The sequence below is a fragment of the Streptomyces sp. SID5469 genome (assembly GCF_009862865.1).
Taxonomy (GTDB): Bacteria; Actinomycetota; Actinomycetes; order Streptomycetales; family Streptomycetaceae; genus Streptomyces; species Streptomyces avermitilis.
The window spans coordinates 2,019,550-2,045,264 of record NZ_WWIN01000001.1 but is presented as its reverse complement, the minus strand read 5'-3'; the positions used below and the strand labels follow the sequence as shown (position 1 = coordinate 2,045,264).

Here is a 25,715-nt window from a genome sequence, read left to right as displayed (position 1 = left end):
ATCGGTGGTCCGGGCCGGTGGCGCCCGTATCCCGTTGGGCGCTGCCCCACCGGGTCGTTAGGATTTGCCTTCTCATGACTGCCACTCTCGTCGCCAAGAACCTCGCCGCCGGCCACGGTGACCGCTCGCTCTTCTCCGGACTCGACCTCGTCGTCGCGCCCGGCGAGGTGATCGGGCTCGTCGGTGCCAACGGCGCGGGCAAGTCCACGCTGCTGCGCCTGCTCGCCGGACTGCTCCCCCCGGAAGAGGGAGAGCTGCGGCTCTCCCCGCCGACCGCCACGGTCGGACATCTGCCGCAGGAGCCGGAGCGCCGGCCCGGCGAGACCGTACGGGAGTTCCTCGCGCGCCGCACCGGCGTGGCCGAGGCCCAGCGGGTCATGGACGAGGCCACGCAGGGGCTGGTCGACGGGGCCCCGGGCGCCGACGACGCCTACGCGGTGAGCCTGGAGCGCTGGCTCGACCTGGGCGGCGCGGACCTGGACGAGCGGGCCGAGGAGGTCGCCGACTCGCTCGGTCTGACCGTCGGCCTCGACCAGCCGATGACCTCCCTGTCCGGCGGACAGGCGGCCCGCGCGGGCCTCGCCTCCCTCCTCCTCTCCCGCTACGACGTGTTCCTCCTCGACGAGCCCACCAACGATCTGGACCTGGACGGTCTGGAGCGCCTCGAACGCTTCGTCGGCGGGCTGCGCGCGGGCACCGTCGTCGTCAGTCACGACCGCGAGTTCCTCACCCGCACGGTCACCAAGGTCCTCGAACTCGACCTCGCACAGCAGCAGATCACGCTGTACGGCGGCGGCTACGAGGCCTATCTGGAGGAGCGCGAGACCGCGCGCCGACACGCCCGCGAGGACTACGACGAGTATGCGGACAAGAGGGCGGCCCTCGAAGGGCGGGCCCAGATGCAGCGCTCCTGGATGGACAAGGGCGTCAAGAACGCCCGGCGCAAGGCCGGAAACGACAACGACAAGATCGGCCGCAAGTTCCGCAGCGAGGCCAGCGAGAAGCAGGCCTCGAAGGCCCGGCAGACCCAGCGCATGATCGAGCGGCTCGACACGGTCGAGGAGCCCCGCAAGGAGTGGGAACTGCGTATGGAGATCGCGGCCGCCCCGCGCTCGGGCGCCGTCGTGGCCACCCTGCGGGACGCCGAGGTCCGGCGCGGCGACTTCACCTTCGGCCCCGCGACGCTCCAGATCGACTGGGCGGACCGCGTCGCGGTCACCGGCGCGAACGGGGCCGGCAAGTCGACGCTGCTGGGTGCCCTGCTGGGCCGGATCCCGCTGGACGCCGGGCACGCGACCCTCGGTTCCAGCGTGGTCGTGGGCGAGGTCGACCAGGCCCGCAAGCTCTTCCACGGCTCCGAGGCCCTGCTCGATGCGTTCTGCGCGGCCGTCCCGGACACGGAACCGGCCGAGGTGCGCACGCTGCTGGCGAAGTTCGGCCTGAAGTCGCACCACGTCCTGCGCCCCGCGGCGAGCCTGTCCCCGGGCGAACGCACCCGGTCGGCACTGGCCCTGCTCCAGGGCCGGGGCGTCAACCTCCTCGTCCTCGACGAGCCGACCAACCACCTCGACCTCCCCGCGATCGAACAGCTGGAGACGGCGCTCGACTCGTACGAGGGCACGCTGCTGCTGGTCACGCACGACCGTCGGATGCTGGACGCGGTGCGCACGACACGGCAGCTGGAGGTCGCGGACGGCAAGGTGACCGAGCGCTGAAGCGGGGCGGGCCCTGAAGCGGGGCGAGCGCTGAAGCGGGGCGAGCGCTGAAGCGGGGCTGGAGCGGAGCGGGCCCGAACCGCCGGTGCCGTCACCGAACGGGCACCGTGGGCCCGGGCCCCCGGTGGCGTACCGGGCGGCCCGGGCCCCTGCCGCTCAGCCCTTGCCCCGCTTGGGGTCGACGAGCCCGGCCCGGCGCAGGGCGTCCGCCATCGCACTGTTGGCCGGCGGCGGAGCCTGACGTGAACCGCCCCCGCCGCCACCCCCGCCGGCCCGGCCCTGGCGCTGCGGCTGCTGTTGCCGTTGCTGCTGTTGCCGCTGCTGAGGCGGCCGGCCGGCCCCGCGCTGCTGACGACCGCCGCCGCCCTGGCCCTGCTGGTCCTGCCGGCCCTCGGACGCCGCCGCCTCGTCGTCGAGGCGCAGCGTCAGCGAGATCCGCTTGCGCGGGATGTCGATGTCCAGCACCTTCACCTTGACGATGTCGCCCGGCTTCACCACGTCCCGCGGGTCCTTGACGAACGTCTTGGACATGGCGGAGACATGGACCAGGCCGTCCTGGTGCACACCGATGTCCACGAACGCCCCGAACGCGGCGACATTCGTGACGACACCTTCCAGCACCATCCCGGACGCCAGGTCGGAGATCTTCTCGACGCCCTCCTTGAAGGTGGCCGTCTTGAACGCGGGCCGCGGGTCGCGCCCGGGCTTCTCCAGCTCCCTCAGGATGTCGCTCACGGTCGGCAGACCGAAGGTCTCGTCCACGAAGTCGTCCGGCCGCAGCGAGCGCAGCACACCGGAGTTGCCGATCAGCGAGGCGACCTCGCTGCCCGCCGACTTCACCATGCGCCGCACCACCGGATACGCCTCGGGGTGCACGCTGGACGCGTCCAGGGGGTCGTCGCCGCCCCGGATACGCAGGAAGCCCGCACACTGCTCGTACGCCTTCGGACCGAGGCGGGCCACGCCCTTCAGCTTCGTCCGGGACGTGAACGGGCCGTTCGCGTCCCGATGCGCCACGATGTTCTCCGCGAGGCCGGAGGAGATCCCGGACACCCGCGCGAGCAGGGGCGCGGAGGCCGTGTTCACGTCCACACCGACGCCGTTCACACAGTCCTCGACGACCGCGTCGAGCGAGCGCGACAGCTTCACCTCGGACAGGTCGTGCTGGTACTGCCCGACACCGATCGACTTCGGGTCGATCTTCACCAGCTCGGCGAGCGGGTCCTGGAGCCGGCGTGCGATGGAGACGGCACCGCGCAGCGACACATCCATGCCGGGCAGCTCCTGCGAGGCGAACGCCGACGCCGAGTACACGGAAGCCCCCGCCTCGGAGACCATCACCTTGGTGAGCTGCAACTCCGGGTGCCGGGTGATGAGTTCACCGGCGAGCTTGTCGGTCTCGCGGGACGCCGTGCCGTTGCCGATCGCGATCAGTTCGACCGCGTGCTCCTTGGCGAGGCGGGCCAGCTTGGCCAGGGCCTCGTCCCACTTGTTCGCCGGGACGTGCGGGTGGATGACGTCCGTGGCGACGACCTTGCCGGTCGCGTCCACGACGGCGACCTTCACACCCGTACGGAACCCGGGGTCGAGCCCGAGCGTCGCGCGGGTACCGGCGGGGGCGGCGAGCAGCAGGTCGCGCAGGTTCGCCGCGAAGACATTGACCGCCTCGTCCTCGGCGGCCGTCCGCAGCCGCAGCCGCAGGTCGATCCCGAGGTGCACCAGGATGCGGGTGCGCCAGGCCCAGCGGACCGTGTCGCCCAGCCACTTGTCACCCGGGCGCCCGCGGTCGGCGATCCCGAAGCGGTGGGCGACGATTCCCTCGTACGAGGACGGCCCGGGCTGCTCGGAGGGCTCCTCGGGCTCCAGGACGAGGTCGAGAACGTCCTCCTTCTCGCCGCGCAGCATCGCGAGGATGCGGTGCGAGGGCAGCTCGGTGAAGGGCTCGGCGAAGTCGAAGTAGTCGGCGAACTTGGCGCCCGTCTCCTCCTTGCCGTCCCGCACCTTGGCGGCGAGGCGCCCGCGCACCCACATGCGCTCGCGCAGCTCGCCGATCAGGTCGGCGTCCTCCGAGAACCGCTCGGTGAGGATGGAGCGCGCGCCGTCGAGTGCGGCCTGCGGGTCGGCGACGCCCTTGTCGGCGTCGACGAAGGCGGCTGCTGCCGCCGCCGGGTCGACCGACGGGTCGCCGAGCAGACCCTCGGCCAGCGGCTCGAGGCCCGCCTCCCGGGCGATCTGCGCCTTCGTGCGCCGCTTGGGCTTGAACGGCAGGTAGATGTCCTCCAGGCGGGCCTTGGTCTCGGCACCGCGGATCTGGGCCTCCACCTCCGCGGTGAGCTTGCCCTGCTCGCGCACCGACTCCAGGATCGCCGTGCGCCGCTCCTCCAGCTCCCGCAGGTAGCGCAGCCGCTCCTCGAGCGTGCGCAGCTGCGCGTCGTCGAGCATCTCGGTCGCTTCCTTGCGGTAGCGGGCGATGAAGGGCACCGTCGAACCGCCGTCGAGCAAGTCGACGGCCGCCTTCACCTGCCGCTCCCGTACGCCGAGCTCCTCCGCGATCCTGCCTTCGATGGACCCTACGAGGGGTGTCGTCACGATCCCGTACCGCCTTCTCCACTGAGGTTGCGCGGCAATTGTGGCAGGTGACACCGACAATGGGGGATCAGGGCGGCGCGGTGGGCCGGGCGCGGCGGGTGTGTCACCCGCGGCGGGTCGCGGTGGAGGCGCCGCCGAACAGCCGGGCCAGGGCCCTGAAGGGCAGTGTCACCACCGTGGCGATGGCGCCGCCGATCTGCCGGAACACGTCTGCGATTGCTCGGAACACGAACTTCCCCTTTCCTCTCCCGGACCGTCGGCCCGGGAGAGGAACGTGTACCTCAACTCTTGCCGATCATGCCTGTGGGGAACGCGCCCGCCGCCATCGCCCTGCTCAGCAGCCCCGCCGCCAGCTCCGTGAGCCGTGCCACGCCCGCGGCGCCGAGGTGCTCGTACGGCGCACGGTCGATCCGGTCCGTCTGCGCCTCGATCTCCTTGCGCAGGGCGGTTCCGGCCTCGGTCAACTCGCCCTCCGCGTCGAGCAGTCCGCGCTCGCGCAGCCGCAGAACGGCGGCCTCCCAGTGCTCCTGGCTCCAGCCGCGGGTGGCGAGGGCCCACTTCGGCGCCATGCCCTTGCCGGTCGCCGTGTGGCTGACCAGCGCCTCCACCGGGTCCAGTTCCGCACCGAGCAGCACGGTGAGGTGACCGTCCCCGCGGTGCTCGCGCAGCAGGGTGGCCGCGTGCCAGAGCGCCAGGTGCGGCGCGTCGGGCACCGGCAGGTCGGCGTGCGCGGCGTACAGGGGGCGCGCGTTCCTGGAACACGCCTCGGTCGCGCGCAGCGCCAGCTCCGCCGCCTCGGCCACCTCCTCGGCGGCGAGCAGCTCCGCGCCGAGCAGCCGCCGCAGTGTGGCGTCGACGGCACGCGCGCGTGCCGCCAGCACCACCTCGGGAGAGGCCGTCCCCCACACCCCGGGCACATGCGCGGCGACCAGCTCGTGGCGGAAGTTGTGGAACGTCGCCGTCACCACGCCGGCGCCCACCGGCCCCATGGCCGCGGCCCGCGCCGCGAAGTAGGCGGCCTGGACGTCCCCGACACCGACGGCGGCCATCTCCCGCCCCAGATCGGGCGAGAAGTAGTGCGCCGAGTGCAGCGGGTTGATGACGTTGTGGCAGCGCCGCGCGGCGCGCTCTGGGAGGGGAGTGGTCAGGCCCCGCAGGTTACCGACTGGTCAGTATGCATGGAAGGCGGGGCGTCCCTTGGCAGGAAAGGTGGGGTACTCGTCCTTGCGGCCATCCGGCGGCCCGCCAAGAATCGAAGGCATGCGCACCGTTGTGGTCGTCCTGTTCGACGACGTGCAGAGCCTTGACGTCACCGGCCCGCTGGAGGTCTTCGCGGGCGCGGAGGCACACTCCGGCGGTACCTACCGCATCCGTACGGCGTCCCTGGACGGCGCGCCCGTGCGCACCTCCAGCGGCCTCGCGCTCGTCCCGGACCACTCCCTCACCGAGGCCCCCGCCGCGCACACCCTGCTCGTACCCGGCGGCAACGGCACCCGCCGCCCCGACCCCCGCCTGGTGGACTGGCTGCGCGCCCACGGCCCCCGTGCCGAGCGCCTGGTCTCCGTCTGCACCGGCGCCGTCCTGCTCGCCGAGGCGGGCCTCCTGGACGGGCGCCGGGCCACGACCCACTGGGCGTACTGCGACCAGCTCGCCCGCGACCACCCGGCGGTCGAGGTCGACGCCGACCCCATCTACGTACGCGACGGACACATCGCCACCTCGGCGGGCGTCACCGCCGGCATCGACCTCGCCCTCGCCCTCGTCGAGGAGGACCTGGGCCGTGATGTCGCGCTCTTGGTGGCCCGCCACCTGGTCGTCTTCCTGCGACGGCCCGGGAACCAGGCCCAGTTCAGTGCCCAGCTCGCCGCACAGACCGCGCAGCGCGCACCGCTGCGGGAGGTCCAGCAGTGGATCACCGAACACCCCGGCGACGACCTCACGGTCGAGTCGCTCGCCGCCCGCGCCCGGCTCTCGCCCCGCCACTTCGCCCGCGCCTTCCAGGCCGAGACGGGCACGACCCCCGGCCGGTACGTCGACGGGGTCCGCCTCGAACACGCCCGGCGCCTGCTGGAGGACACCGCGGACGGCGTCGAGGAGATCTCCCGTGCCTGCGGCTACGGCACGCCGGAGGCCATGCGCCGCGCTTTCGTCAGGGCGCTCGGCACGGCGCCGGCCGAGTACCGGCGCCGTTTCCACACCACCGTCACCCGCTGAAGGGAACTCCATGGAAGGGAACCCCATGCAGATCGCGATCGTCCTCTACGACCGCTTCACCGCCCTCGACGCCGTGGGCCCGTACGAGATCCTGGGCCGCCTCCCCGGCGCGGAGACCGTCTTCGTCGCCGAGCGGACCGGGCCCGTCCGCGCCGACACCGGAGCCCTCGCGCTCACCGCCGACAAGAGCCTGGCCGAGGTGCCGAGCCCCGACCTCGTGGTGGTTCCCGGCGGGCCCGGCCAGACCGCGCAGATGGAGAACGGGGTCCTCCTCGACTGGTTGCGGGCCGCCGACGCGAGCAGCACCTGGACCACGTCCGTGTGCACCGGCTCACTGCTGCTCGCCGCGGCCGGCCTGCTGAAGGGGCGCCGCGCCACCTCGCACTGGCTGGCCCTGGACCTCCTCGACCGGTTCGGCGCCGCACCGACCGGGGAGCGGGTCGTGTTCGACGGCAAGTACGTCACCGCCGCCGGTGTGTCCTCCGGCATCGACATGGGGCTCGCCCTGCTCGGCCGCATCGCGGGCGACGAACACGCCCAGGCCGTACAGCTGTTGACGGAGTACGACCCGCAGCCGCCCTACGACGCGGGGTCCCCGCAGAAGGCGCCCGCCCACCTCGTCGAGGAGTTCCGCACCAGCAGCCGCTTCATCCTGACGTAGTCCAGGTGAAGCGCGGCCGGCGGTGCTCCAGGAAGGCGGCGACCCCCTCCGCGGTGTCGCCGCTGCCGCGCGCCTGCTGTGCCCAGTACGTGTCCCGGTCCGCGCGTCCGTTCGCGAACTCCTTGGCCGCCGCCTGCGTCAGCTGCGAACGCGCGGTCAGTACGCGGGTGAACTCGGCCACCCGCTTGTCGAGCTGTCCCTCGGGCAGCACCTCGTCGACGAAGCCCGTGCGCAGCGCCCGCTCCGCGTCGATCAACTCGCCGGAGAACAGCAGGTACTTGGCGGTGGCCGGCCCCACCAGCGACACCAGTCGGCGAGTGGCGGAGGCCGGATAGACGATCCCGAGTTTCGCCGGCGTCACCCCGAACAGGGACCCCGCCTCGGCGAACCGCAGATCGCAGGCCGCCGCGAGCTGGGAACCGCCGCCCACGCAGTATCCGCGGACCGCCGCCAGGGTCGGCTTGGGGAAGGCCGCGAGCGACTCCTCGGCCCGCGCGGCCAGCGCCTGCGCCTCGTCCGGTGAGTCCAGCAGGGTCGAGATGTCGGCACCGGCGCAGAACGTGTCGCCCTGGCCGGTGAGCACCAGCGCGTTCACGGCGGTGTCGGAGGCCAACTCGTCCAGCAGGGACGGCAACGCCCGCCACATGCCCGCGGTCATGGCATTGCGCTTGGCCGGGTGGTGGATGACAACGGTGGCCACCCCGTCGGCGACGCTGTGCAGCAGCTGCGGCTCCATGTGCCGGATGCTATCCGCACCCGCCGAACGCCGGATCGAGGAGGGGCGGGCTCTCTCCCCCCTCCAAACCCGTACAACCCGAAAAGTTCCGAAGTCGGCACGACACGGACAGGGGTGATCCCGCGGTCGATCCCATCGTGCACAGGCGGTCGGGATCTGCCGATAATCGCTGATTTCTGTTCAGTCATTCGGTATGGACCAGCGCATTACCAACACTCGACGTGTGGTGACAATCGAGCGCGAGGGTGGCGACCGGACGATGGACGACCAAGGGCGAGGGACCGGCCCACGCCCTGAAGGCGGCGCGGACATGCCCGACGACGGGAGACCTCCCGCCCCGCTGCCGTACGAGGGGGTCTGGCGGTACACCGCCCCCGCCGTCGACGCCTCGGTGCCGCAGGCGCGGCACGCCGTCCGGGACCTGCTGGCCCGTCAGGGCGTGCCCGTCTCCCGCGACCTCGCCCAGGGACTGCTGCTGATCGTCTCCGAACTGGTCACCAACGCCGTCAGGCACGCGGCGCTGCTGTCACCGATGCTGGCGGTGGAGGTCGCCGTCGGGGCCGACTGGCTGCGGATCTCCGTGGAGGACAACCACCCCTACCGCCCCACCGCCCTGGAGGCCGACCACGGGCAGACCGGCGGACGCGGACTGCTTCTGGTGCGGGAGATCACCAGGGAGGCGGGCGGGGTGTGCGACGTGGAGCACACGGCGAGCGGCGGCAAGGTGATCTGGGCGGCCGTGCCGCTCAAGCCCGTCGGCATGTTCTAGCCCGTGGGCATGTTCTGGCCCGTCGGCATGTGCTGGTCCGCCGGTGTGTTCCCGTCCGCCGCGGTACGGCGGCTCACCAGCCCGCGGACGGGCCCGTCAGCTCCCGGACCGCCGGACGGGCCGCGTCCAGGACGGTCATGAACCATGAGGAGAACGGGTCCTTCGCGTGCCGCTCCGCCAGTTCGGCGGCGGTGACGAAGGCCGTGTCGCCGATTTCCTCGGCGTCGGGGCGCAACGGGGACTGCACCAGCCCGACGAAGAGGTGGTTGAACTCCTGCTCGACCAGCCCCGAGTCCGGGTCCGGGTGGTTGTAGCGGACCGTGCCCGCCTCGGCGAGCAGCGAGGGGGAGACCCCGAGCTCCTCGTGGGTCCGCCGGGCGGCCGCCGCGAAGGGCGCCTCGCCCGGGTAGGGGTGGCCGCAGCAGGTGTTCGACCAGACGCCGGGGGAGTGGTACTTGCCCAGGGCGCGCTGTTGCAGCAGCAGCCGGCCCTGCTCGTCGAAGAGGAACACGGAGAACGCCCGGTGCAGCTGCCCGGGCGGCTGATGGGCGGCGAGCTTCTCCGCCGTGCCGATCGTAGTGCCGTTCTCGTCGACCAGCTCCAGCAAGATCGCTTCAGCGGTGCCGTTCGACGAACTGTGCGTCGAGGTGGCAGGTGTGATCGGCATACCCATCCTTCGCATCGGTCTTCCAGCCCAAGTCTGCCGTACGAATCCGGCACTCCCGGCACTTCGCGACTTCCCGCATGTCCCACCCCGGTGCCCCGGAACGGCCCGTGCGGCCGGTCCCGAGCGGACTCCGGGAGCGGCCGGATACCTGATCGTGCCCGGTGCCGCGCACCGGGAATCGCCCGTGTCGACACTCCGGGCGACCGCGCACGAGCCCGCGCCCCGCTTCGCCTGCACGCCCCCCGTACGTCGCGTGCGCGTGCGCGCGTACCCCCTACCTCACGTGCGGGTCCCCCCTACCTCACGCGGGTGTGGCTATCCGCACCTCACGCGGGTTGGCTCCTCACGCGGGTTGGCTATCCGCGCGCCGCTTCGGGGTGGTGATGGCGCCAGCCCCGCCACGCCGACTCCACCATCTCGCGCACCCCCCGCCGGGCGTGCCAGCCCAGCTCCTCGGCGGCCAGCGCGGCCGACGCGACCGCGCGCGGGGCGTCACCGGGACGGCGCGGCTCCACGAGGGCGGGGGTGGTGTCGCCGCTCACCTCGCCGATCAGCGTGATGAGCTCGCGCACCGAGACACCTTCGCCGCGGCCGATGTTCACGGTCAGGTCGCCCGTGGCGCCGGCGGTCAGCCGCCGTGCCGCCGCGAGATGCGCGTCGGCCAGGTCGGCGACGTGGATGTAGTCACGTACACAGGTGCCGTCGGACGTCGGATAGTCGTCGCCGAAGATCCTCGGGGCCTCGCCGCGGGTGAGACGGTCGAAGACCATGGGGACGACGTTGAAGACGCCCGTGTCGGCCAGCTCGGGCGAGGCCGCGCCGGCCACGTTGAAGTAGCGCAGACATACGGTCGAGATACCGTGCGCCCGGCCCGCCGCCCGCACCAGCCACTCACCGGCGAGCTTGGTCTCGCCGTACGGGTTCACCGGCGCACAGGGAGTGTCCTCCGTGATGAGGTCCACATCGGGGTTGCCGTAGACCGCCGCCGACGACGAGAACAGGAATCGCTGGATGCCCGCTCCGGCCACCGCGTCGAGGAGGGTCGTGAGACCGCCCACGTTCTCCTGGTAGTAGCGCGTCGGCTGCGCCACGGACTCGCCGACCTGCTTGCGCGCCGCGAGATGCACCACACCTGTCACGGAGTGCTCGGCGAAGACCCGCTTCAGCAGCGCCCCGTCCAGGGAGGAGCCCTGCACCAGCGGAATGCTCGTGGGGAGCCGGTCCGGCACCCCGGCCGAGAGGTCGTCGAGGACGAGCACACGCTCCCCGGCCTCCGTCATCGCCCACGCCACATGTGCACCGATGTATCCGGCCCCGCCGGTGATCAGCCATGTCATGGACGCCCACCCTATGCCGGTCGGCTCCGGCACGACCCCGCGCGCTGCCTGGAATGCCAGGTTCCGGGATGGTGTGTACGGTGCTTCGACGTCTTGAATGAGGGGATCTGGGGCCGCGGTTTGTGGCCCGGCCCAGAAATCCCCGATGATGATCGCGGCGGAGGCGGTCGACCAGACCGGGTTGATCGGGCCGTGAACGGCCGGTGAACGCCCGCTTCTCATCATCCGATAGCCTCTGCCGACACGCCGCCCGGCCGCCTTCGACGGCCAGGGGTGCCCCCCATCACGCACACGCCCGGCGCGAGCACGCGTCAACACCCAGGGAGTGAGTTCGTCTGTCGACCGCCATCCTCACCGGTCAGCCGGTCCCCGGATCGTCGCTCGAAGGCGATCTGCGGTCGCTCGGCTTCGACGTGCGGGTCGCCTCCGACGCCGGTGACGCAGAGACGCTCCTCGCCGCCGTGCCGGCGAACCAGCGGGTCGCGATCGTCGACGCCCGCTTCGTGGGCCACCTCCACGCGCTGCGCCTCGGTCTCACCGACCCGCGTTTCGAGGCCGCCGCGCTGGCCGGCGCCGTATCGGCCCAGCCCGGCGCCCGGCAGGCGCTGACCCGCGCCCTGGCCCGGGAGAGCTCCGCGGCGACCGGCGGTGCCACCGTCGTCATGGACAACCTCGCCGAGCGCATCACCGCGGCCCTCGACGCCGACGGCGTCCAGGTGCACCGCCCCGACCTCGGCACACTCGTCGCCGCCGTCCCCGCCGACCCGCAGGCCCGCAACGAGGTCCGCCAGGCCGTCACGGCCGTCGACGACGAGGCGGTACGGCTGCGTACCGCCGTGAAGTCCCGGGACGGCTTCTTCACCACCCACTTCATCAGCCCGTACTCGCGCTACCTGGCCCGCTGGTGCGCCCGCCGCGGTCTGACCCCCAACCAGGTCACCACCGCGTCCCTGCTCACCGCCCTGGTCGCGGCGGGCTGCGCGGCCACCGGCACCCGCGCCGGGTTCGTCGCGGCCGGCCTGCTGCTCCTGTTCTCCTTCGTCCTCGACTGCGCCGACGGGCAGCTCGCCCGTTACTCCCTGCAGTACTCGACGCTCGGCGCCTGGCTCGACGCGACCTTCGACCGGGCCAAGGAGTACGCCTACTACGCGGGCCTCGCCCTCGGCGCGGCCCGTGGCGGCGACGACGTATGGGCGCTCGCCCTCGGCGCGATGGTCCTGCAGAGCTGCCGCCACATCGTCGACTTCTCCTTCAACGAGGCGAACCACGACGCCACCGCCAACACCAGCCCCACCGCCGCCCTCTCGGACAAGCTCGACAGCGTCGGCTGGACGGTGTGGCTGCGCCGCATGATCGTCCTGCCGATCGGTGAGCGCTGGGCGATGATCGCCGTCCTCACGGCACTGACGACTCCCCGCATCACCTTCTACGCGCTGCTCATCGGGTGCGCCTTCGCGGCGACGTACACCACGGCGGGCCGGGTGCTGCGGTCACTGACGCGCAAGGCGCGGCGGACGGACCGCGCGGCCCAGGCTCTCGCCGACCTGACGGACTCCGGGCCGCTCGCCGAGTTCCTGACGCGCTTCGCGCGCAGGCTGCGCCTTCGCGGTCCCGCCTGCGTGGCTCTTGTCACGGGCGCTCTCGTGGTGCTGGCCGCCGCTCTCGCCCCGTACGGCAGCTGGTGGCCCGTCCTGGCCGCCGTGACGTACGTACTCCTGTCGCCCGTGGCCCTGCTGAAGCCCCTCAAGGGCGCGCTGGACTGGCTGGTTCCGCCGTTCTACCGTGCGGCTGAATACGGCACTGTTCTGGTACTGGCCGCCAAAGCGGACGTGAACGGAGCGCTGCCGGCTGCTTTCGGACTGGTGGCCGCGGTCGCCTACCATCACTACGACACGGTGTACCGCATCCGCGGGAACGCCGGCGCGCCGCCGCACTGGCTGGTGCGTGCGATCGGGGGGCACGAAGGCAGGACGCTGCTGGTCACCGTTCTGGCCGCGCTGCTCGTCCCCACAGATTTCAAGGTCGCGCTCACGGCACTCGCCGTGGCCGTGGCACTCGTGGTGCTCGTCGAGAGCATCCGCTTCTGGGTGTCCTCCCAAGCACCCGCCGTACACGATGAAGGAGAACCCGCATGATCGGCCTCGTGCTGGCGGCCGGCGCCGGACGGCGTCTGCGCCCCTACACCGACACCCTGCCCAAGGCTCTGGTGCCGGTTGGCCCCGAGGGCAACGAGGACAGCCTCACGGTCCTGGACCTCACCCTCGGCAACTTCGCGGAGATCGGCCTGACCGAGGTCGCGGTCATCGTCGGATACCGCAAGGAGGCCGTCTACGAGCGCCGCGAGGCGCTGGAGGCCAAGTACGGGCTCAAGATCACCCTCATCGACAACGACAAGGCCGAGGAGTGGAACAACGCCTACTCCCTGTGGTGCGGCCGTGACGCCATCAAGCACTCGGTGATCCTCGCCAACGGCGACACCGTGCACCCGGTCTCCGTCGAGAAGACCCTCCTCGCCGCCCGCGGCGACGGCAAGAAGATCATCCTCGCCCTCGACACGGTGAAGTCCCTCGCCGACGAGGAGATGAAGGTCGTCGTCGGCCCCGAGGGCGGCATGACGAAGATCACCAAGCTGATGGACCCGGCCGAGGCGACCGGTGAGTACATCGGCGTCACCCTCATCGAGGGCGAGGCGGCCGACGAGCTCGCCGACGCCCTGAAGACGGTCTTCGAGACGGACCCGCAGCAGTTCTACGAGCACGGCTACCAGGAGCTCGTCAACCGCGGCTTCCGCATCGACGTCGCGCCCATCGGCGACGTCAAGTGGGTCGAGATCGACAACCACGAGGACCTCGCCAAGGGACGTGAAATCGCGTGCCAGTACTGACGAGGCTCATCCCCTCGCCGGTCGTCGTCGACATCCGTCCGGGCGCCCTGGACGACCTGGCGAGTGTCCTCGCCGACCAGCGCATCTCGCACTCCGGCAAGCTCGCCGTCGCGATCAGCGGCGGCTCCGGGGCCAAGCTGCGCGAGCGGCTCGCCCCGGCGCTGCCGGGCGCGACCTGGTACGAGGTCGGCGGCGGCACCCTGGACGACGCGATCAAGCTCGCGGACGACATGAAGTCCGGGCACTACGACGCGGTCGTGGGTCTGGGCGGCGGCAAGATCATCGACTGCGCGAAGTTCGCCGCGGCACGTATCGGCCTCCCGCTGGTCGCCGTCGCCACGAACCTCTCGCACGACGGTCTGTGCTCGCCGGTCGCGACCCTCGACAACGACGCGGGCCGCGGCTCCTACGGTGTGCCGAACCCGATCGCGGTCGTCATCGACCTCGACGTCATCCGTGAGGCACCGGTCCGCTTCGTGCGCTCCGGCATCGGCGACGCGCTGTCCAACATCTCGGCGGTCAGGGACTGGGAGCTGGCCCACCGGGAGAAGGGCGAGCAGATCGACGGCCTGGCCGCCGCGATGGCCCGCCAGGCCGGCGAGGCCGTGCTGCGGCACCCGGGCGGCGTCGGCGACGACAGCTTCCTCCAGGTGCTCGCCGAGGGCCTGGTCCTCACCGGCATCTCCATGTCGGTCGCGGGCGACTCCCGCCCCGCCTCCGGCGCCTGCCACGAGATCAACCACGCCTTCGACCTCCTCTTCCCCAAGCGCGCGGCGAGCCACGGCGAGCAGTGCGGCATGGGCGCGGCCTTCGCGATGCATCTGCGCGGCGCGCACGAGGAGTCGGGGTACATGGCCGAGGTCCTGCACCGCCACGGCCTCCCCGTGCTGCCGGACGAGATCGGCTTCACCGTGGACGAGTTCGTCCAGGTCGTGGAGTTCGCTCCGCAGACCAGGCCGGGCCGCTACACGATCCTCGAACACCTCGACCTGAACACCGAACAGATCAGGGACGCATACGCCGACTATGCAAAAGCCATCGGTAGCTGAGCTCCGCCCGGTCGTTCACCCTCCGGGTGTGAAGGACCGGCGGAGCGGCGAACACTGGGCCGGCCGGCTCTACATGCGCGAGCTCTCGCTGCGCATCGACCGGCACCTGGTGAACACGCGGATAACGCCCAACCAGCTGACCTACGTGATGACCGTCGCCGGCGTCCTCGCCGCCCCGGCCCTGCTGGTGCCGGGGATCACGGGCGCCGTGCTCGGCGTGGTGATGGTTCAGCTCTACCTGCTGCTCGACTGCGTCGACGGCGAGGTCGCCCGCTGGAAGCAGCAGTTCTCGCTGGGCGGGGTGTACCTGGACCGGGTCGGCGCCTACCTGTGCGACGCCGCGGTCCTGGTCGGTTTCGGCCTGCGCGCCGCCGACCTGTGGGGCTCGGGCCGGATCGACTGGCTGTGGGCCTTCCTCGGCACCCTCGCCGCTCTCGGCGCCATCCTGATCAAGGCCGAGACCGATCTTGTCGGTGTCGCCCGTCACCAGGGCGGCCTGCCGCCGGTCAAGGAGGCGGCCTCCGAGCCGCGCTCGTCCGGCATGGCGCTGGCCCGCAAGGCCGCCGCCGCGTTGAAGTTCCACCGGCTCGTCCTCGGGGTCGAGGCGTCCCTGCTGATCCTGGTCCTGGCGATCCTGGACTCGATCCGGGGCGACCTGTACTTCTCGCGCCTCGGCGTAGCGGTCCTGGCGGGCATCGCCCTGCTCCAGACCCTGCTGCACCTCGTGTCCATCCTCGCGTCGAGCAGGCTGAAGTGAGCACCGCCACAAAGGTCGGCGCGGTCATCATCACGATGGGCAACCGCCCCGACGAACTCCGTGCCCTCCTCGACTCGGTCGCCAAGCAGGACGGCGACCGCGTCGAGGTGGTCGTGGTCGGCAACGGCTCTCCCGTCCCGGACGTCCCCGCGGGCGTCCGGACCGTCGAGCTGCCCGAGAACCTCGGCATCCCCGGCGGCCGCAACGTCGGGATCGAGGCCTTCGGCCCCGGCGGCACCGACGTGGACATCCTCCTCTTCCTGGACGACGACGGCCTGCTCGCCCACCACGACACCGCCGAACTGTGCCGCCAGGCCTTCACGGCCGACCCGGAACTCGGCATCATCAGCTTCCGCATCGCCGACCCCGACACCGGTGAGACCCAGCGTCGCCACGTGCCGCGGCTGCGCGCCTCCGACCCGATGCGCAGCTCACGCGTCACCACCTTCCTCGGCGGCGCCAACGCCGTCCGTACGAAGGTGCTCGCCGAGGTCGGCGGGCTCCCGGACGAGTTCTTCTACGCCCATGAGGAGACCGACCTGGCCTGGCGGGCCCTCGACGCGGGCTGGATGATCGACTACCGGTCCGACATGGTGCTGTACCACCCCACGACCGCCCCGTCGCGGCATGCGGTCTACCACCGCATGGTGGCCCGCAACCGCGTCTGGCTGGCCCGCCGCAACCTGCCCGCCCCCCTCGTCCCGGTCTACCTGGGCGTCTGGCTGCTCCTGACGCTGGCCCGCCGCCCCTCGGGCCCCGCCCTCAAGGCATGGTTCGGCGGCTTCAAGGAGGGCTGGACCAGCCCGTGCGGACCCCGGCGCCCGATGAAGTGGCGTACGGTGTGGCGCCTGACCCGACTGGGCCGACCTCCCGTCATCTGACAAGCTCGATATCTGAGAGCATTCGGCCGTACCCCGGTCCCTGGCTCCCGCCTAGGTCCGACAAGGCTGCGCACTTTGAGGACGAAAGCATCCACTTGTGAGTGAGACAACGCATGACGGCGGTGTCGCGGTGAGCGCCCGGCCGTCGCCCGACGAAGGGCTCTCCGGGGCCGAGCTGGCCGCCAAGTACGGGCTCGCGGTCAGCGGTGCCCGGCCCGGGCTCGTCGAGTACGTCCGCCAGCTCCTGGGGCGGCGTCACTTCATCCTGGCCTTCTCGCAGGCGAAGCTCACCGCCCAGTACAGCCAGGCCAAGCTGGGCCAGCTGTGGCAGGTGGCGACCCCGCTGCTGAACGCGGCCGTGTACTACCTGATCTTCGGTCTGATCCTGCACGCCAGCAAGGGCATGCCGTCCGATGTGTACATCCCGTTCCTGGTCACCGGCGTCTTCGTCTTCACGTTCACGCAGAGCTCGGTGATGGCGGGCGTACGCGCGATCTCCGGGAACCTCGGCCTGGTGCGCGCCCTGCACTTCCCGCGCGCCGCGCTGCCGATCTCGTTCTCGCTCCAGCAGCTCCAGCAGCTGCTCTTCTCGATGATCGTGCTGTTCCTCGTCGCGATCGGGTTCGGCAGCTACCCGAGCCTTTCGTGGGTGCTGATCGTGCCGGTCCTCGCGCTTCAGTTCCTCTTCAACACCGGCCTCGCGCTGATCATGGCCAGGATGGGGGCCAAGACCCCGGACCTCGCCCAGCTGATGCCGTTCGTGATGCGTACGTGGATGTACGCGTCCGGCGTGATGTTCTCGATCCCGGTCATGCTGGCCGACAAGCCGGCCTGGGTCGCCGACGTCCTTCAGTGGAACCCCGCCGCCATCTACATGGACCTGATGCGCTTCGCGCTCATCGACGGGTACGGCTCCGAGAACCTGCCCCCGCACGTCTGGGCGGTCGCCGCCGGCTGGGCCGTCCTCGTGGCGCTCGGCGGCTTCGTGTACTTCTGGAAGGCGGAGGAGCGGTACGGCCGTGGCTGAGCAGCGGAACGACTCCCACATTCCCACCGTCATCGCGGACGAGCTGCACATCGTCTACCGCGTCAACGGTGCCAAGACCGGCAAGGGCAGCGCCACCGCCGCCCTCAGCCGCATCGTCAAGCGCGGCGAGGAGCGCGGGGTGCGCAAGGTGCACGCCGTCAAGGGCGTCTCCTTCACCGCCTACCGGGGCGAGGCCATCGGCCTGATCGGCTCCAACGGCTCCGGCAAGTCCACCCTGCTGCGGGCCATCGCCGGCCTGCTGCCCGCGGAGAAGGGCAAGGTCTACACGGACGGCCAGCCCTCGCTGCTCGGCGTGAACGCCGCGCTGATGAACGACCTGACGGGCGAGCGGAACGTCATATTGGGCGGCCTCGCCATGGGCATGTCCCGAGAGCAGATCAGGGAGCGCTACCAGGAGATCGTCGACTTCTCGGGCATCAACGAGAAGGGCGACTTCATCACGCTCCCGATGCGGACGTATTCGTCCGGCATGGCGGCGCGCCTGCGCTTCTCCATCGCGGCCGCCAAGGACCACGACGTCCTGATGATCGACGAGGCCCTCGCCACCGGCGACCGGAAGTTCCAGAAGCGCTCCGAGGCCCGCATCCGCGAGCTGCGCAAGGAGGCCGGAACGGTGTTTCTGGTCAGTCACAACAACAAGTCGATCCGCGACACCTGTGACCGCGTGCTCTGGCTGGAACGCGGCGAGCTCCGCATGGACGGCCCGACCGAAGAGGTTCTCAAGGAGTACGAGAAGTTCACGGGCAAGTAGCTCGAAGAGTCCAGGGCCCCGCCGGAACGCTTCGGCGGGGCCCTGCGTCTGCAAAGGAAGCGCCAACTCTGGCTGTCCGTAGGAATCTTGACGCCAATCGGTGTGTTGTTGTGATGCGCAGGACACCCCGACGGAGCATGGCGCGTTGTACAACGTAAGCTGTACCGGTGCTGATTCGCGGCAAGTGGGGCGATAACGCGCGACACCCCCACACCGGTCACGCTGTGCGACGAACCGGGCGGCGTGTCCGAAATAGGATGTATTGGGTCGGCAGTGTAGAACGGGAGATGTGACGGCAATGGCTACGGAAGGTCTCCAGCGCCGCGAGGCATGTGCCGTCCCCGCGCCGGGTGGCGAGCAGTGACCGAAGCCGGGACGGCGCGCGCCGCGGACCCGGAGCGCGACACCCTCGACAAGGCCGCGGACGAGAACTTCCCCGTGGCGCCGTTCTTCCTGCCCAGGGCCTGGCGCACCGACCTGATGGCCGTGTACGGCTTCGCCCGCCTCGTCGACGACATCGGCGACGGCGACCTGGCCCCCGGCGGTGCCGACGCCCGCCTGCTCGGTGTGTCCCCGCGGGAGGCCGAGGACCGGCTGGCCCTCCTGGACGCCTTCGAGGCCGACCTCCACCGGGTGTTCGACTCCACCCCGCGCCACCCCCTGCTCCGCAGGCTCCAGCCCACGGTCCGGCGCACCGGTCTCAGCCCCGAGCCCTTCCTCGGCCTGATCGCCGCCAACCGCCAGGACCAGCTCGTCACGCGGTACGAGACCTACGACGACCTGGTCGCCTACTGCGAGCTGTCCGCCAACCCGGTCGGCCACCTCGTCCTCGGTGTCACCGGCACCTCCACCCCCGAGCGCGTCCGCCGCTCCGACGCGATCTGCACGGCGCTCCAGATCGTCGAGCACCTCCAGGACGTCTCCGAGGACCTGGGCCGTGACCGCGTCTATCTGCCCGCCGAGGACATGAAGCGCTTCCATGTGCAAGAGGCGGATCTTGCCACGGCCACAGCAGGCGCATCGGTGCGCGCCCTGGTCGCATACGAAACGGAACGCGCCCTGAACCTCCTGAATGAAGGCACCCCTCTCGTGGGTAGCGTCCACGGCAGGCTGAGGCTGCTGCTCGCGGGGTTCGTGGCGGGGGGAAGGGCGGCGATCCGCGCGATCGCCGCCGCCGAATACGACGTACTTCCCGGCCCGCCCAAGCCCGGCAAGCTTCAGCTGCTGCGCGAGGTGGGCGTGACTCTGCGAGGAGAGGGGTGATCCGGACCGTGGAGTCGGAACAACACGTGTCCGCACCGGTACTCGCCGCATACAGCTACTGCGAGACCGTCACCGGGCAGCAGGCCCGCAACTTCGCCTACGGCATCAGGCTGCTGCCGACGCCCAAGCGCCGCGCGATGTCGGCGGTCTACGCCTTCTCGCGGCGCGTCGACGACATCGGCGACGGCGCGCTCGCGCCCGACGTGAAGGCGGCGAGGCTCGAGGACACCCGGGCGCTGCTGTCCCGGGTGCGTGACGGGCGGGTGGACGAGGACGACACGGACCCCGTCGCGGTCGCCCTGGCGCACGCCGCCGAGCAGTTCCCGATCCCGCTCGGCGGCCTCGACGAACTGATCGACGGCGTCCTCATGGACGTGCGCGGCGAGACCTACGAGACCTGGGACGACCTCAAGGTCTACTGCCGCTGTGTGGCAGGGGCCATCGGCCGCGTCTCGCTCGGCGTGTTCGGCACGGAACCGGGCGCCCGCGGCGCCGAGCGCGCGTCAGAGTACGCCGACACCCTCGGCCTCGCTCTCCAGCTCACCAACATCCTCCGCGACGTACGCGAGGACGCCGAGGGCGGCCGCACCTATCTGCCCGCCGACGACCTCGCCAAATTCGGCTGCTCGGCCGGGTTCGACCGGCCGATCCCACCGGAGGGATCCGACTTCGCGGGCCTCGTGCACTTCGAAGTGCGTCGGGCCCGCGCCCTTTTCGCCGAGGGCTACCGGCTGCTGCCCATGCTGGACCGGCGCAGCGGTGCCTGTGTCGCCGCGATGGCGGGCATCTACCGCCGGCTCCTCGATCGCATCGAGCGCGAGCCGGAGGCCGTACTGCGCGGCCGGGTCTCGCTGCCCGGACGCGAGAAGGCGTACGTCGCCGTGCGTGGCCTGTCGGGCCTCGACGCCCGGCATGTGTCCCGGCGCACCGTCAGGAGGCGCGTCTGATGGACAATGTGGGCCAAGGTGATTCCAGCGGCGAAAAGCGGCACGCAACCCTCCGGTGGTGCACCGCGTCCCTGACTGCAACGGCCTGCCGTGCACCGTTCAAGCACCGCGGCGGACCGGCAGGGGAGGATGCGCGATGAGCGACGCCACTCGGCTCGAGGGGCCGGACGCGGAGGCCTCCGGCCGCCCCGAGAGGGCGGCCGTGGTGGTCGGCGGAGGACTCGCCGGCATCACCGCGGCGCTCGCCCTCGCCGACGCCGGAGTGCGTGTGACGCTGCTGGAGGGAAGGCCACGCCTCGGCGGGCTCGCCTTCTCCTTCCAGCGCGGCGCCCTGACCGTCGACAACGGCCAGCACGTCTATCTGCGCTGCTGCACGGCGTACCGCTGGTTCCTCGACCGCATCGACGCCGCCTCGCTGGCCCCCTTGCAGGATCGTCTCGACGTGCCCGTTCTCGATGCCGGGGGCAAGCCGGGACGGCGGCTCGGCAGAATCGGCCGCACCGCGCTGCCGGTGCCGCTGCATCTCGCGAAGAGCCTCGCCACCTATCCGCATCTCTCGCTCGCCGAGCGCGCCAGAGTCGGGCGCGCCGCACTGGCGCTCAAGGGACTCGACCTCGCGGATCCGGCGCTGGACACGCAGAACTTCGGCAGCTGGCTGGCCGCGCACGGTCAGTCGGCGCGTGCCGTCGAGGCACTGTGGGACCTGGTCGGGGTCGCCACCCTCAACGCGGTGGCCGGCGATTCCTCGCTCGGGCTCGCCGCGATGGTGTTCAAGACCGGTCTGCTGTCCGACCCGGGCGCCGCCGACATCGGCTGGGCGCGCGTCCCGCTGGGCGAACTGCACGACCGGCTGGCCCGCAAGGCGCTCGACTCCGTGGGCGTCCGTACCGAAGTCCGTACACGCGTGACCTCCATCTCCCTCAACGGAAACGGGCGTTGGAGCGTTCAGGTTCCCGGCGAGACGCTGCACGCGGACGCGGTCGTCCTCGCCGTACCCCAGCGCGAGGCCCACGAACTGCTGCCCGAAGGCGCGCTCGACGCCCCCGAGCGGCTGCTGGAGATCGGCACCGCGCCGATCCTCAACGTCCATGTCGTCTACGACCGGAAGGTGCTCAGCCGCCCGTTCTTCGCGGCGCTCGGCTCTCCGGTGCAGTGGGTCTTCGACCGCACCGAGGCCTCCGGGCTGCCCGAGGGGCAGTACCTGGCGCTCTCCCAGTCGGCCGCGCAGGACGAGATCGACGAGCCCGTCTCCGTGCTGCGTGAGCGCTATCTGCCGGAGCTGGAGCGGCTGTTGCCCGCGACGCGCGGCGCGCAGGTGAAGGACTTCTTCGTGACCCGGGAGCGCACGGCGACGTTCGCCCCCACCCCCGGCGTCGGGCGGCTGCGGCCCGGCGCCCGCACCAAGGCACCCGGCCTCTGTCTGGCCGGCGCGTGGACCGCCACAGGGTGGCCCGCGACCATGGAGAGTGCGGTCCGCAGCGGTGTCAGTGCGGCGGGCGCCGCCCTGAACGCCCTGGGCCGGCCCCGAGATCACCTCCTCGAACTCTTCGAGGAGGCGGCGTGACGCCCGATCTGCACGGGACTGGTCCCCGCACCCCCCGTACCGCAACAAGAGGAGAGACTGTGCCCACTGTGCCCCCGGCCGAGAAGGCTGCCGACGCGGTGGACGTGACCGCGCTCCTGGAGCGCGGCCGGACCCTGTCCACCCCGGTGCTGCGCGCGGCCGTGGACCGCCTGGCACCGCCCATGGACACCGTCGCCGCCTACCACTTCGGCTGGATCGACGCCGCGGGCAACCCCGCGGACGGTGACGGCGGCAAGGCCGTACGCCCCGCCCTCGCCGTGCTCTCCGCGCAGGCCGCCGGTGCCGCCCCCGAGGTGGGCGTCCCGGGCGCGGTCGCCGTCGAACTGGTGCACAACTTCTCGCTGCTGCACGACGACCTGATGGACGGCGACGAACAGCGCCGCCACCGCGACACCGTCTGGAAGGTGCACGGCCCCGCCCAGGCCATCCTCGTCGGCGACGCCCTCTTCGCGCTGGCCAACGAGATCCTCCTGGAGCTCGGCACGGTCGAGGCGGGCCGCGCCACCCGCCGCCTCACCACCGCCAGCCGCGCCCTGATCGACGGCCAGGCGCAGGACATCTCCTACGAGCACCGCGAGCGGGTCACCGTCGAGGAGTGCCTGGAGATGGAGGGCAACAAGACCGGCGCGCTGCTCGCCTGCGCCTGCTCCATCGGCGCGGTCCTCGGCGGCGCGGACGACCGCACCGCCGACACCCTGGAGAAGTACGGCTACCACCTCGGCCTCGCCTTCCAGGCCGTCGACGACCTCCTCGGCATCTGGGGCGACCCGGAGTCCACCGGCAAGCAGACCTGGAGCGACCTGCGCCAGCGCAAGAAGTCCCTCCCGGTCGTGGCGGCGCTCGCCGCGGGCGGACCCGCCTCCCGGCGGCTCGGCGAACTGCTCGCCGAGGACGCCAAGAGCAGCGACTTCGAGAACTTCTCCGAAGAGGAGTTCGCCGCGCGTGCCGCGCTCATCGAGGAGGCGGGCGGTCGCGAGTGGACCGCCCAGGAGGCGCGGCGCCAGCACACGATCGCCATCGAGGCCCTGGACACGATCGAGATGCCCCAGCAGGTGCGGGCCCAGCTCGTGGCGCTCGCCGACTTCGTCGTCGTACGGAAGAGATGATCACTATCGGTCGAATAAACCTCGCGTAGTCGCCGGCCGGTGCCGCGAGCAGAGAGAAGCACTGGCCGACGGCGGACCCACAGCAGAGTCGTACCACTGCACGAAGGGGAAGCCATGACAGCGACGACCGACGGAAGCACCGGGGCCCTGCCGCCCCGCGCTGCCTCGGCCAGCGAACCACACGACACGATCCCGCAGGCGGCCGGGAGTGTCGGAATCCAAGACGCCGCCGCGCGCGCCACACAGCGCGCCACCGACTTCCTGCTCTCGCGGCAGGACGCCGAGGGCTGGTGGAAGGGCGACCTCGAGACGAACGTCACGATGGACGCCGAGGACCTGCTGCTCCGTCAGTTCCTGGGAATCCAGGACGAGAAGACCACACGAGCCGCCGGACTGTTCATCAGGGGCGAGCAGCGTGCGGACGGCACCTGGGCCACTTTCTACGGCGGCCCCGGTGACCTCTCCGCCACCATCGAGGCGTATGTCGCCCTGCGCCTGGCCGGTGACGGCCCGGACGAGCCGCACATGGCGAAGGCGTCCGCCTGGATCCGCGAGCGGGGCGGCATCGCCTCGGCCCGCGTCTTCACCCGGATCTGGCTCGCCCTGTTCGGCTGGTGGAAGTGGGACGACCTGCCCGAACTCCCGCCGGAACTCATCTACTTCCCGAAGTGGATGCCGCTCAACATCTACGACTTCGGCTGCTGGGCGCGGCAGACCATCGTGCCGCTCACCGTCGTCTCGGCGAAGCGTCCGGTGCGGCCCGCCCCGTTCCCGCTCGATGAACTGCACGCCGACGCGAATGACCCCAACCCGGCCAAGCCCCTTGCCCCGATGGTGAGTTGGGACGGATTATTCCAGCGGCTCGACGTCGCTCTGCACACGTACCGCAAGGTCGCGCCGCGCAGGCTGCGCAAGGCCGCGATGAACACGGCCGCGCGCTGGATCATCGAGCGGCAGGAGAACGACGGCTGCTGGGGTGGTATCCAGCCGCCCGCCGTGTACTCGGTCATCGCCCTGTATCTGCTCGGCTACGACCTCGAACACCCCGTGATGCGCGAGGGGCTGGCGTCACTGGACCGGTTCGCCGTGTGGCGCGACGACGGGGCGCGGATGATCGAGGCCTGCCAGTCGCCCGTGTGGGACACCTGCCTCGCGACCATCGCGCTCGCCGACGCGGGCGTGCCCGCCGACCATCCGCAGCTCGTGCGGGCGGCGGACTGGATGCTCGGCGAGGAGATCGTCCGGCCCGGCGACTGGGCGGTGAAACGTCCCCAACTGCCGCCGGGTGGCTGGGCGTTCGAGTTCCACAACGACAACTACCCCGACATCGACGACACCGCCGAAGTCGTCCTCGCGCTGCGTCGCGTCAAGCACCACGACCCCGAGCGCCTGGACAACGCGATCCGGCGCGGGGTGCGCTGGAACCTCGGCATGCAGTCCAAGGACGGCGGCTGGGGCGCCTTCGACGTCGACAACACCAGCCCGTTTCCCAACCGGCTGCCGTTCTGCGACTTCGGCGAGGTCATCGACCCGCCGTCCGCCGACGTCACCGCGCACGTCGTGGAGATGCTGGCGTTCGAGGGCCTGTCGCACGACCCGCGCACCCGCCGCGGCATCCAGTGGCTGCTCTCCGCGCAGGAGGCCAACGGCTCCTGGTTCGGGCGCTGGGGCGTCAACTACGTGTACGGGACCGGGTCGGTGGTCCCCGCGCTGGTCGCCGCCGGACTCCCCGCCTCGCACCCCGCGATCCGCCGTGCCGTCACCTGGCTGGAGACCGTGCAGAACGACGACGGCGGCTGGGGCGAGGACCTGCGCTCCTACCCCGAGGCCGCCGAGTGGAGCGGCAAAGGCGCCTCCACCGCCTCCCAGACGGGGTGGGCGCTGCTCGCACTGCTCGCGGCGGGGGAGCGCGAGTCCAAAGCGGTGGAGCGCGGGATCGAATGGCTCGCCCAGACCCAGCGGCCGGACGGCTCCTGGGACGAGCCGTACTTCACCGGCACCGGGTTCCCCTGGGACTTCTCGATCAACTACCACCTCTACCGCCAGGTCTTCCCGCTCACCGCGCTCGGCCGGTACGTCAACGGCGAGCCGCTCGTCGAGGTCAAGGGGGGTTGATGAGCACGAAGCCCGATCCGGCCCCGCTGCTCATCGCGTGCGCGCTCGGCATCGAGCGCCTGGCGCTGCGCAGCGGCGACCGCGGCGGTGCCGACGGGCCCGTCACGGTGCTGCGTACGGGCATGGGGCCCAAGGCCGCCGAGCGGGCGGTCACCCGGGTGCTCGCCGACCCGGCGCTGCGTGAGGCCGCCGTCGTGGCCACGGGCTTCTGCGCGGGGCTCGCTCCCGGTATGCACCCGGGTGATCTCGTCGTCGCCGAGGAGACCCGGGACCCGCGTGGAGTCACCCCGTGCGTGGGCACCGAGGTGCTGGTCAAGGAACTCGTCCGCGCCGTGCCCGGGCGCACCGTCCACACGGGGCCGCTCATCGGCTCCGATCACGTCGTCCGCGGTCACGAACGGTCGGATCTGCTCCTGACCGGCGCAATCGCGGCCGACATGGAATCCGCGTCCACGCTCCACGGCGCCGTGTGCACGGGCACGCGCCCGGTTGCGGCCGTCCGAGTGGTCGTGGACGCTCCAGAACATGAACTCGTCCGTATCGGCACGGTCCGCGGTGGAATATCAGCCTTCCGCGTTCTCCGTGCCGTACTTCCCGCTTTCTTCGAATGGCACCGTTCTTTGCTGCTCCCCCGGAGGTGA

Annotated in this window: 24 protein-coding genes; 18 read left to right on the top strand and 6 right to left on the bottom strand. The window is 71.4% G+C overall.

Annotated elements, in window-relative coordinates; genetic code table 11:
- Positions 1 to 74: 74 nt before the first annotated feature.
- Complete coding sequence (locus tag GTY58_RS08835; RefSeq protein WP_010983109.1) at positions 75 to 1,715, top strand: ABC-F family ATP-binding cassette domain-containing protein; 1,641 nt, start codon at positions 75 to 77, stop codon at positions 1,713 to 1,715.
- Positions 1,716 to 1,871: 156 nt separating this feature from the next.
- Here GTY58_RS08835 and GTY58_RS08830 read toward each other — a convergent pair whose 3' ends face one another.
- The 3 genes from GTY58_RS08830 to GTY58_RS08825 form a co-directional block, all read right to left on the bottom strand.
- Positions 1,872 to 4,304, bottom strand: coding sequence for a Tex family protein (locus GTY58_RS08830; RefSeq protein ID WP_010983108.1), 2,433 nt, complete (start codon positions 4,302 to 4,304; stop codon positions 1,872 to 1,874).
- A 103-nt stretch (positions 4,305 to 4,407) separates the two neighbouring features.
- Complete coding sequence (locus GTY58_RS41280; protein WP_255222036.1) at positions 4,408 to 4,533, bottom strand: LPFR motif small protein; 126 nt, start codon at positions 4,531 to 4,533, stop codon at positions 4,408 to 4,410.
- Positions 4,534 to 4,585: 52 nt separating this feature from the next.
- On the bottom strand, positions 4,586 to 5,452 hold the full coding sequence (locus tag GTY58_RS08825; RefSeq protein ID WP_037645882.1) for a hypothetical protein: 867 nt from the start codon (positions 5,450 to 5,452) through the stop codon (positions 4,586 to 4,588).
- 112 nt (positions 5,453 to 5,564) lie between these two features.
- On the opposite strand from GTY58_RS08825, the gene GTY58_RS08820 reads away from it, so the two are divergent.
- Positions 5,565 to 6,518: a GlxA family transcriptional regulator gene (locus tag GTY58_RS08820; protein WP_037645884.1), complete on the top strand. Its 954-nt coding sequence runs from the start codon at positions 5,565 to 5,567 to the stop codon at positions 6,516 to 6,518.
- 25 nt (positions 6,519 to 6,543) lie between these two features.
- Positions 6,544 to 7,179: a DJ-1/PfpI family protein gene (locus GTY58_RS08815; protein ID WP_010983105.1), complete on the top strand. Its 636-nt coding sequence runs from the start codon at positions 6,544 to 6,546 to the stop codon at positions 7,177 to 7,179.
- On the opposite strand, the gene GTY58_RS08810 is transcribed toward GTY58_RS08815, so the two are convergent.
- A complete protein-coding gene (locus GTY58_RS08810; protein WP_010983104.1) occupies positions 7,166 to 7,915 on the bottom strand; it encodes an enoyl-CoA hydratase/isomerase family protein in 750 nt (249 codons plus the stop codon). The two genes, GTY58_RS08815 and GTY58_RS08810, sit on opposite strands and share 14 nt — an antisense overlap.
- Positions 7,916 to 8,174: 259 nt before the next feature.
- On the opposite strand from GTY58_RS08810, the gene GTY58_RS08805 reads away from it, so the two are divergent.
- Positions 8,175 to 8,684 (top strand): ATP-binding protein, encoded by a 510-nt coding sequence (locus GTY58_RS08805; protein ID WP_037646177.1) that lies wholly within the window; start codon positions 8,175 to 8,177, stop codon positions 8,682 to 8,684.
- 73 nt (positions 8,685 to 8,757) lie between these two features.
- On the opposite strand, the gene idi is transcribed toward GTY58_RS08805, so the two are convergent.
- Together idi and galE are read right to left on the bottom strand one after the other, a co-directional pair.
- Positions 8,758 to 9,351 (bottom strand): isopentenyl-diphosphate Delta-isomerase, encoded by a 594-nt coding sequence (gene idi, locus GTY58_RS08800; protein WP_010983102.1) that lies wholly within the window; start codon positions 9,349 to 9,351, stop codon positions 8,758 to 8,760.
- Between the two features lie 356 nt (positions 9,352 to 9,707).
- Positions 9,708 to 10,688, bottom strand: coding sequence for a UDP-glucose 4-epimerase GalE (gene galE / locus GTY58_RS08795; protein ID WP_010983101.1), 981 nt, complete (start codon positions 10,686 to 10,688; stop codon positions 9,708 to 9,710).
- A 335-nt stretch (positions 10,689 to 11,023) separates the two neighbouring features.
- Here galE and GTY58_RS08790 point away from each other — a divergent pair, with 335 nt between their 5' ends.
- From GTY58_RS08790 to GTY58_RS08730, 14 genes are all read left to right on the top strand, one after another.
- Positions 11,024 to 12,823 carry a DUF5941 domain-containing protein gene (locus tag GTY58_RS08790; RefSeq protein ID WP_037645886.1) on the top strand — a complete coding sequence of 600 codons (1,800 nt, stop codon included), beginning with the start codon at positions 11,024 to 11,026 and terminating at the stop codon, positions 12,821 to 12,823.
- Positions 12,820 to 13,572 carry a phosphocholine cytidylyltransferase family protein gene (locus tag GTY58_RS08785; protein ID WP_010983099.1) on the top strand — a complete coding sequence of 251 codons (753 nt, stop codon included), beginning with the start codon at positions 12,820 to 12,822 and terminating at the stop codon, positions 13,570 to 13,572. The genes GTY58_RS08790 and GTY58_RS08785 overlap by 4 nt, the downstream gene beginning before the upstream one ends.
- Positions 13,560 to 14,621, top strand: coding sequence for an iron-containing alcohol dehydrogenase family protein (locus tag GTY58_RS08780; protein ID WP_010983098.1), 1,062 nt, complete (start codon positions 13,560 to 13,562; stop codon positions 14,619 to 14,621). The genes GTY58_RS08785 and GTY58_RS08780 overlap by 13 nt, the downstream gene beginning before the upstream one ends.
- Entirely contained in the window at positions 14,599 to 15,378 is a 780-nt protein-coding gene (locus tag GTY58_RS08775; protein ID WP_042492878.1) for a CDP-alcohol phosphatidyltransferase family protein, read from the top strand. Before GTY58_RS08780 ends, GTY58_RS08775 begins: the two co-directional genes overlap by 23 nt.
- Entirely contained in the window at positions 15,375 to 16,259 is an 885-nt protein-coding gene (locus GTY58_RS08770; RefSeq protein ID WP_010983096.1) for a glycosyltransferase, read from the top strand. The genes GTY58_RS08775 and GTY58_RS08770 overlap by 4 nt, the downstream gene beginning before the upstream one ends.
- Positions 16,260 to 16,356: 97 nt before the next feature.
- Positions 16,357 to 17,286 (top strand): ABC transporter permease, encoded by a 930-nt coding sequence (locus GTY58_RS08765; RefSeq protein WP_010983095.1) that lies wholly within the window; start codon positions 16,357 to 16,359, stop codon positions 17,284 to 17,286.
- The gene (locus GTY58_RS08760) at positions 17,279 to 18,058 is read left to right on the top strand and encodes an ABC transporter ATP-binding protein (RefSeq protein ID WP_010983094.1); all 780 of its coding nucleotides are present in this window, start codon (positions 17,279 to 17,281) and stop codon (positions 18,056 to 18,058) included. Before GTY58_RS08765 ends, GTY58_RS08760 begins: the two co-directional genes overlap by 8 nt.
- A gap of 360 nt (positions 18,059 to 18,418) precedes the next feature.
- Entirely contained in the window at positions 18,419 to 19,321 is a 903-nt protein-coding gene (hpnC, locus tag GTY58_RS08755) for a squalene synthase HpnC (RefSeq protein ID WP_010983093.1), read from the top strand.
- Positions 19,318 to 20,268: a presqualene diphosphate synthase HpnD gene (gene hpnD / locus GTY58_RS08750; protein WP_010983092.1), complete on the top strand. Its 951-nt coding sequence runs from the start codon at positions 19,318 to 19,320 to the stop codon at positions 20,266 to 20,268. Before hpnC ends, hpnD begins: the two co-directional genes overlap by 4 nt.
- Complete coding sequence (locus GTY58_RS40550; RefSeq protein ID WP_237528744.1) at positions 20,268 to 20,408, top strand: DUF6380 family protein; 141 nt, start codon at positions 20,268 to 20,270, stop codon at positions 20,406 to 20,408. Before hpnD ends, GTY58_RS40550 begins: the two co-directional genes overlap by 1 nt.
- Positions 20,405 to 21,832: a hydroxysqualene dehydroxylase HpnE gene (gene hpnE, locus GTY58_RS08745; protein WP_010983091.1), complete on the top strand. Its 1,428-nt coding sequence runs from the start codon at positions 20,405 to 20,407 to the stop codon at positions 21,830 to 21,832. Before GTY58_RS40550 ends, hpnE begins: the two co-directional genes overlap by 4 nt.
- Entirely contained in the window at positions 21,829 to 22,959 is a 1,131-nt protein-coding gene (locus GTY58_RS08740; RefSeq protein WP_010983090.1) for a polyprenyl synthetase family protein, read from the top strand. Before hpnE ends, GTY58_RS08740 begins: the two co-directional genes overlap by 4 nt.
- 114 nt (positions 22,960 to 23,073) lie before the next feature.
- On the top strand, positions 23,074 to 25,074 hold the full coding sequence (gene shc / locus GTY58_RS08735; protein WP_010983089.1) for a squalene--hopene cyclase: 2,001 nt from the start codon (positions 23,074 to 23,076) through the stop codon (positions 25,072 to 25,074).
- The gene (locus tag GTY58_RS08730; RefSeq protein ID WP_037645889.1) at positions 25,074 to 25,715 is read left to right on the top strand and encodes a 1-hydroxy-2-methyl-2-butenyl 4-diphosphate reductase; all 642 of its coding nucleotides are present in this window, start codon (positions 25,074 to 25,076) and stop codon (positions 25,713 to 25,715) included. Before shc ends, GTY58_RS08730 begins: the two co-directional genes overlap by 1 nt.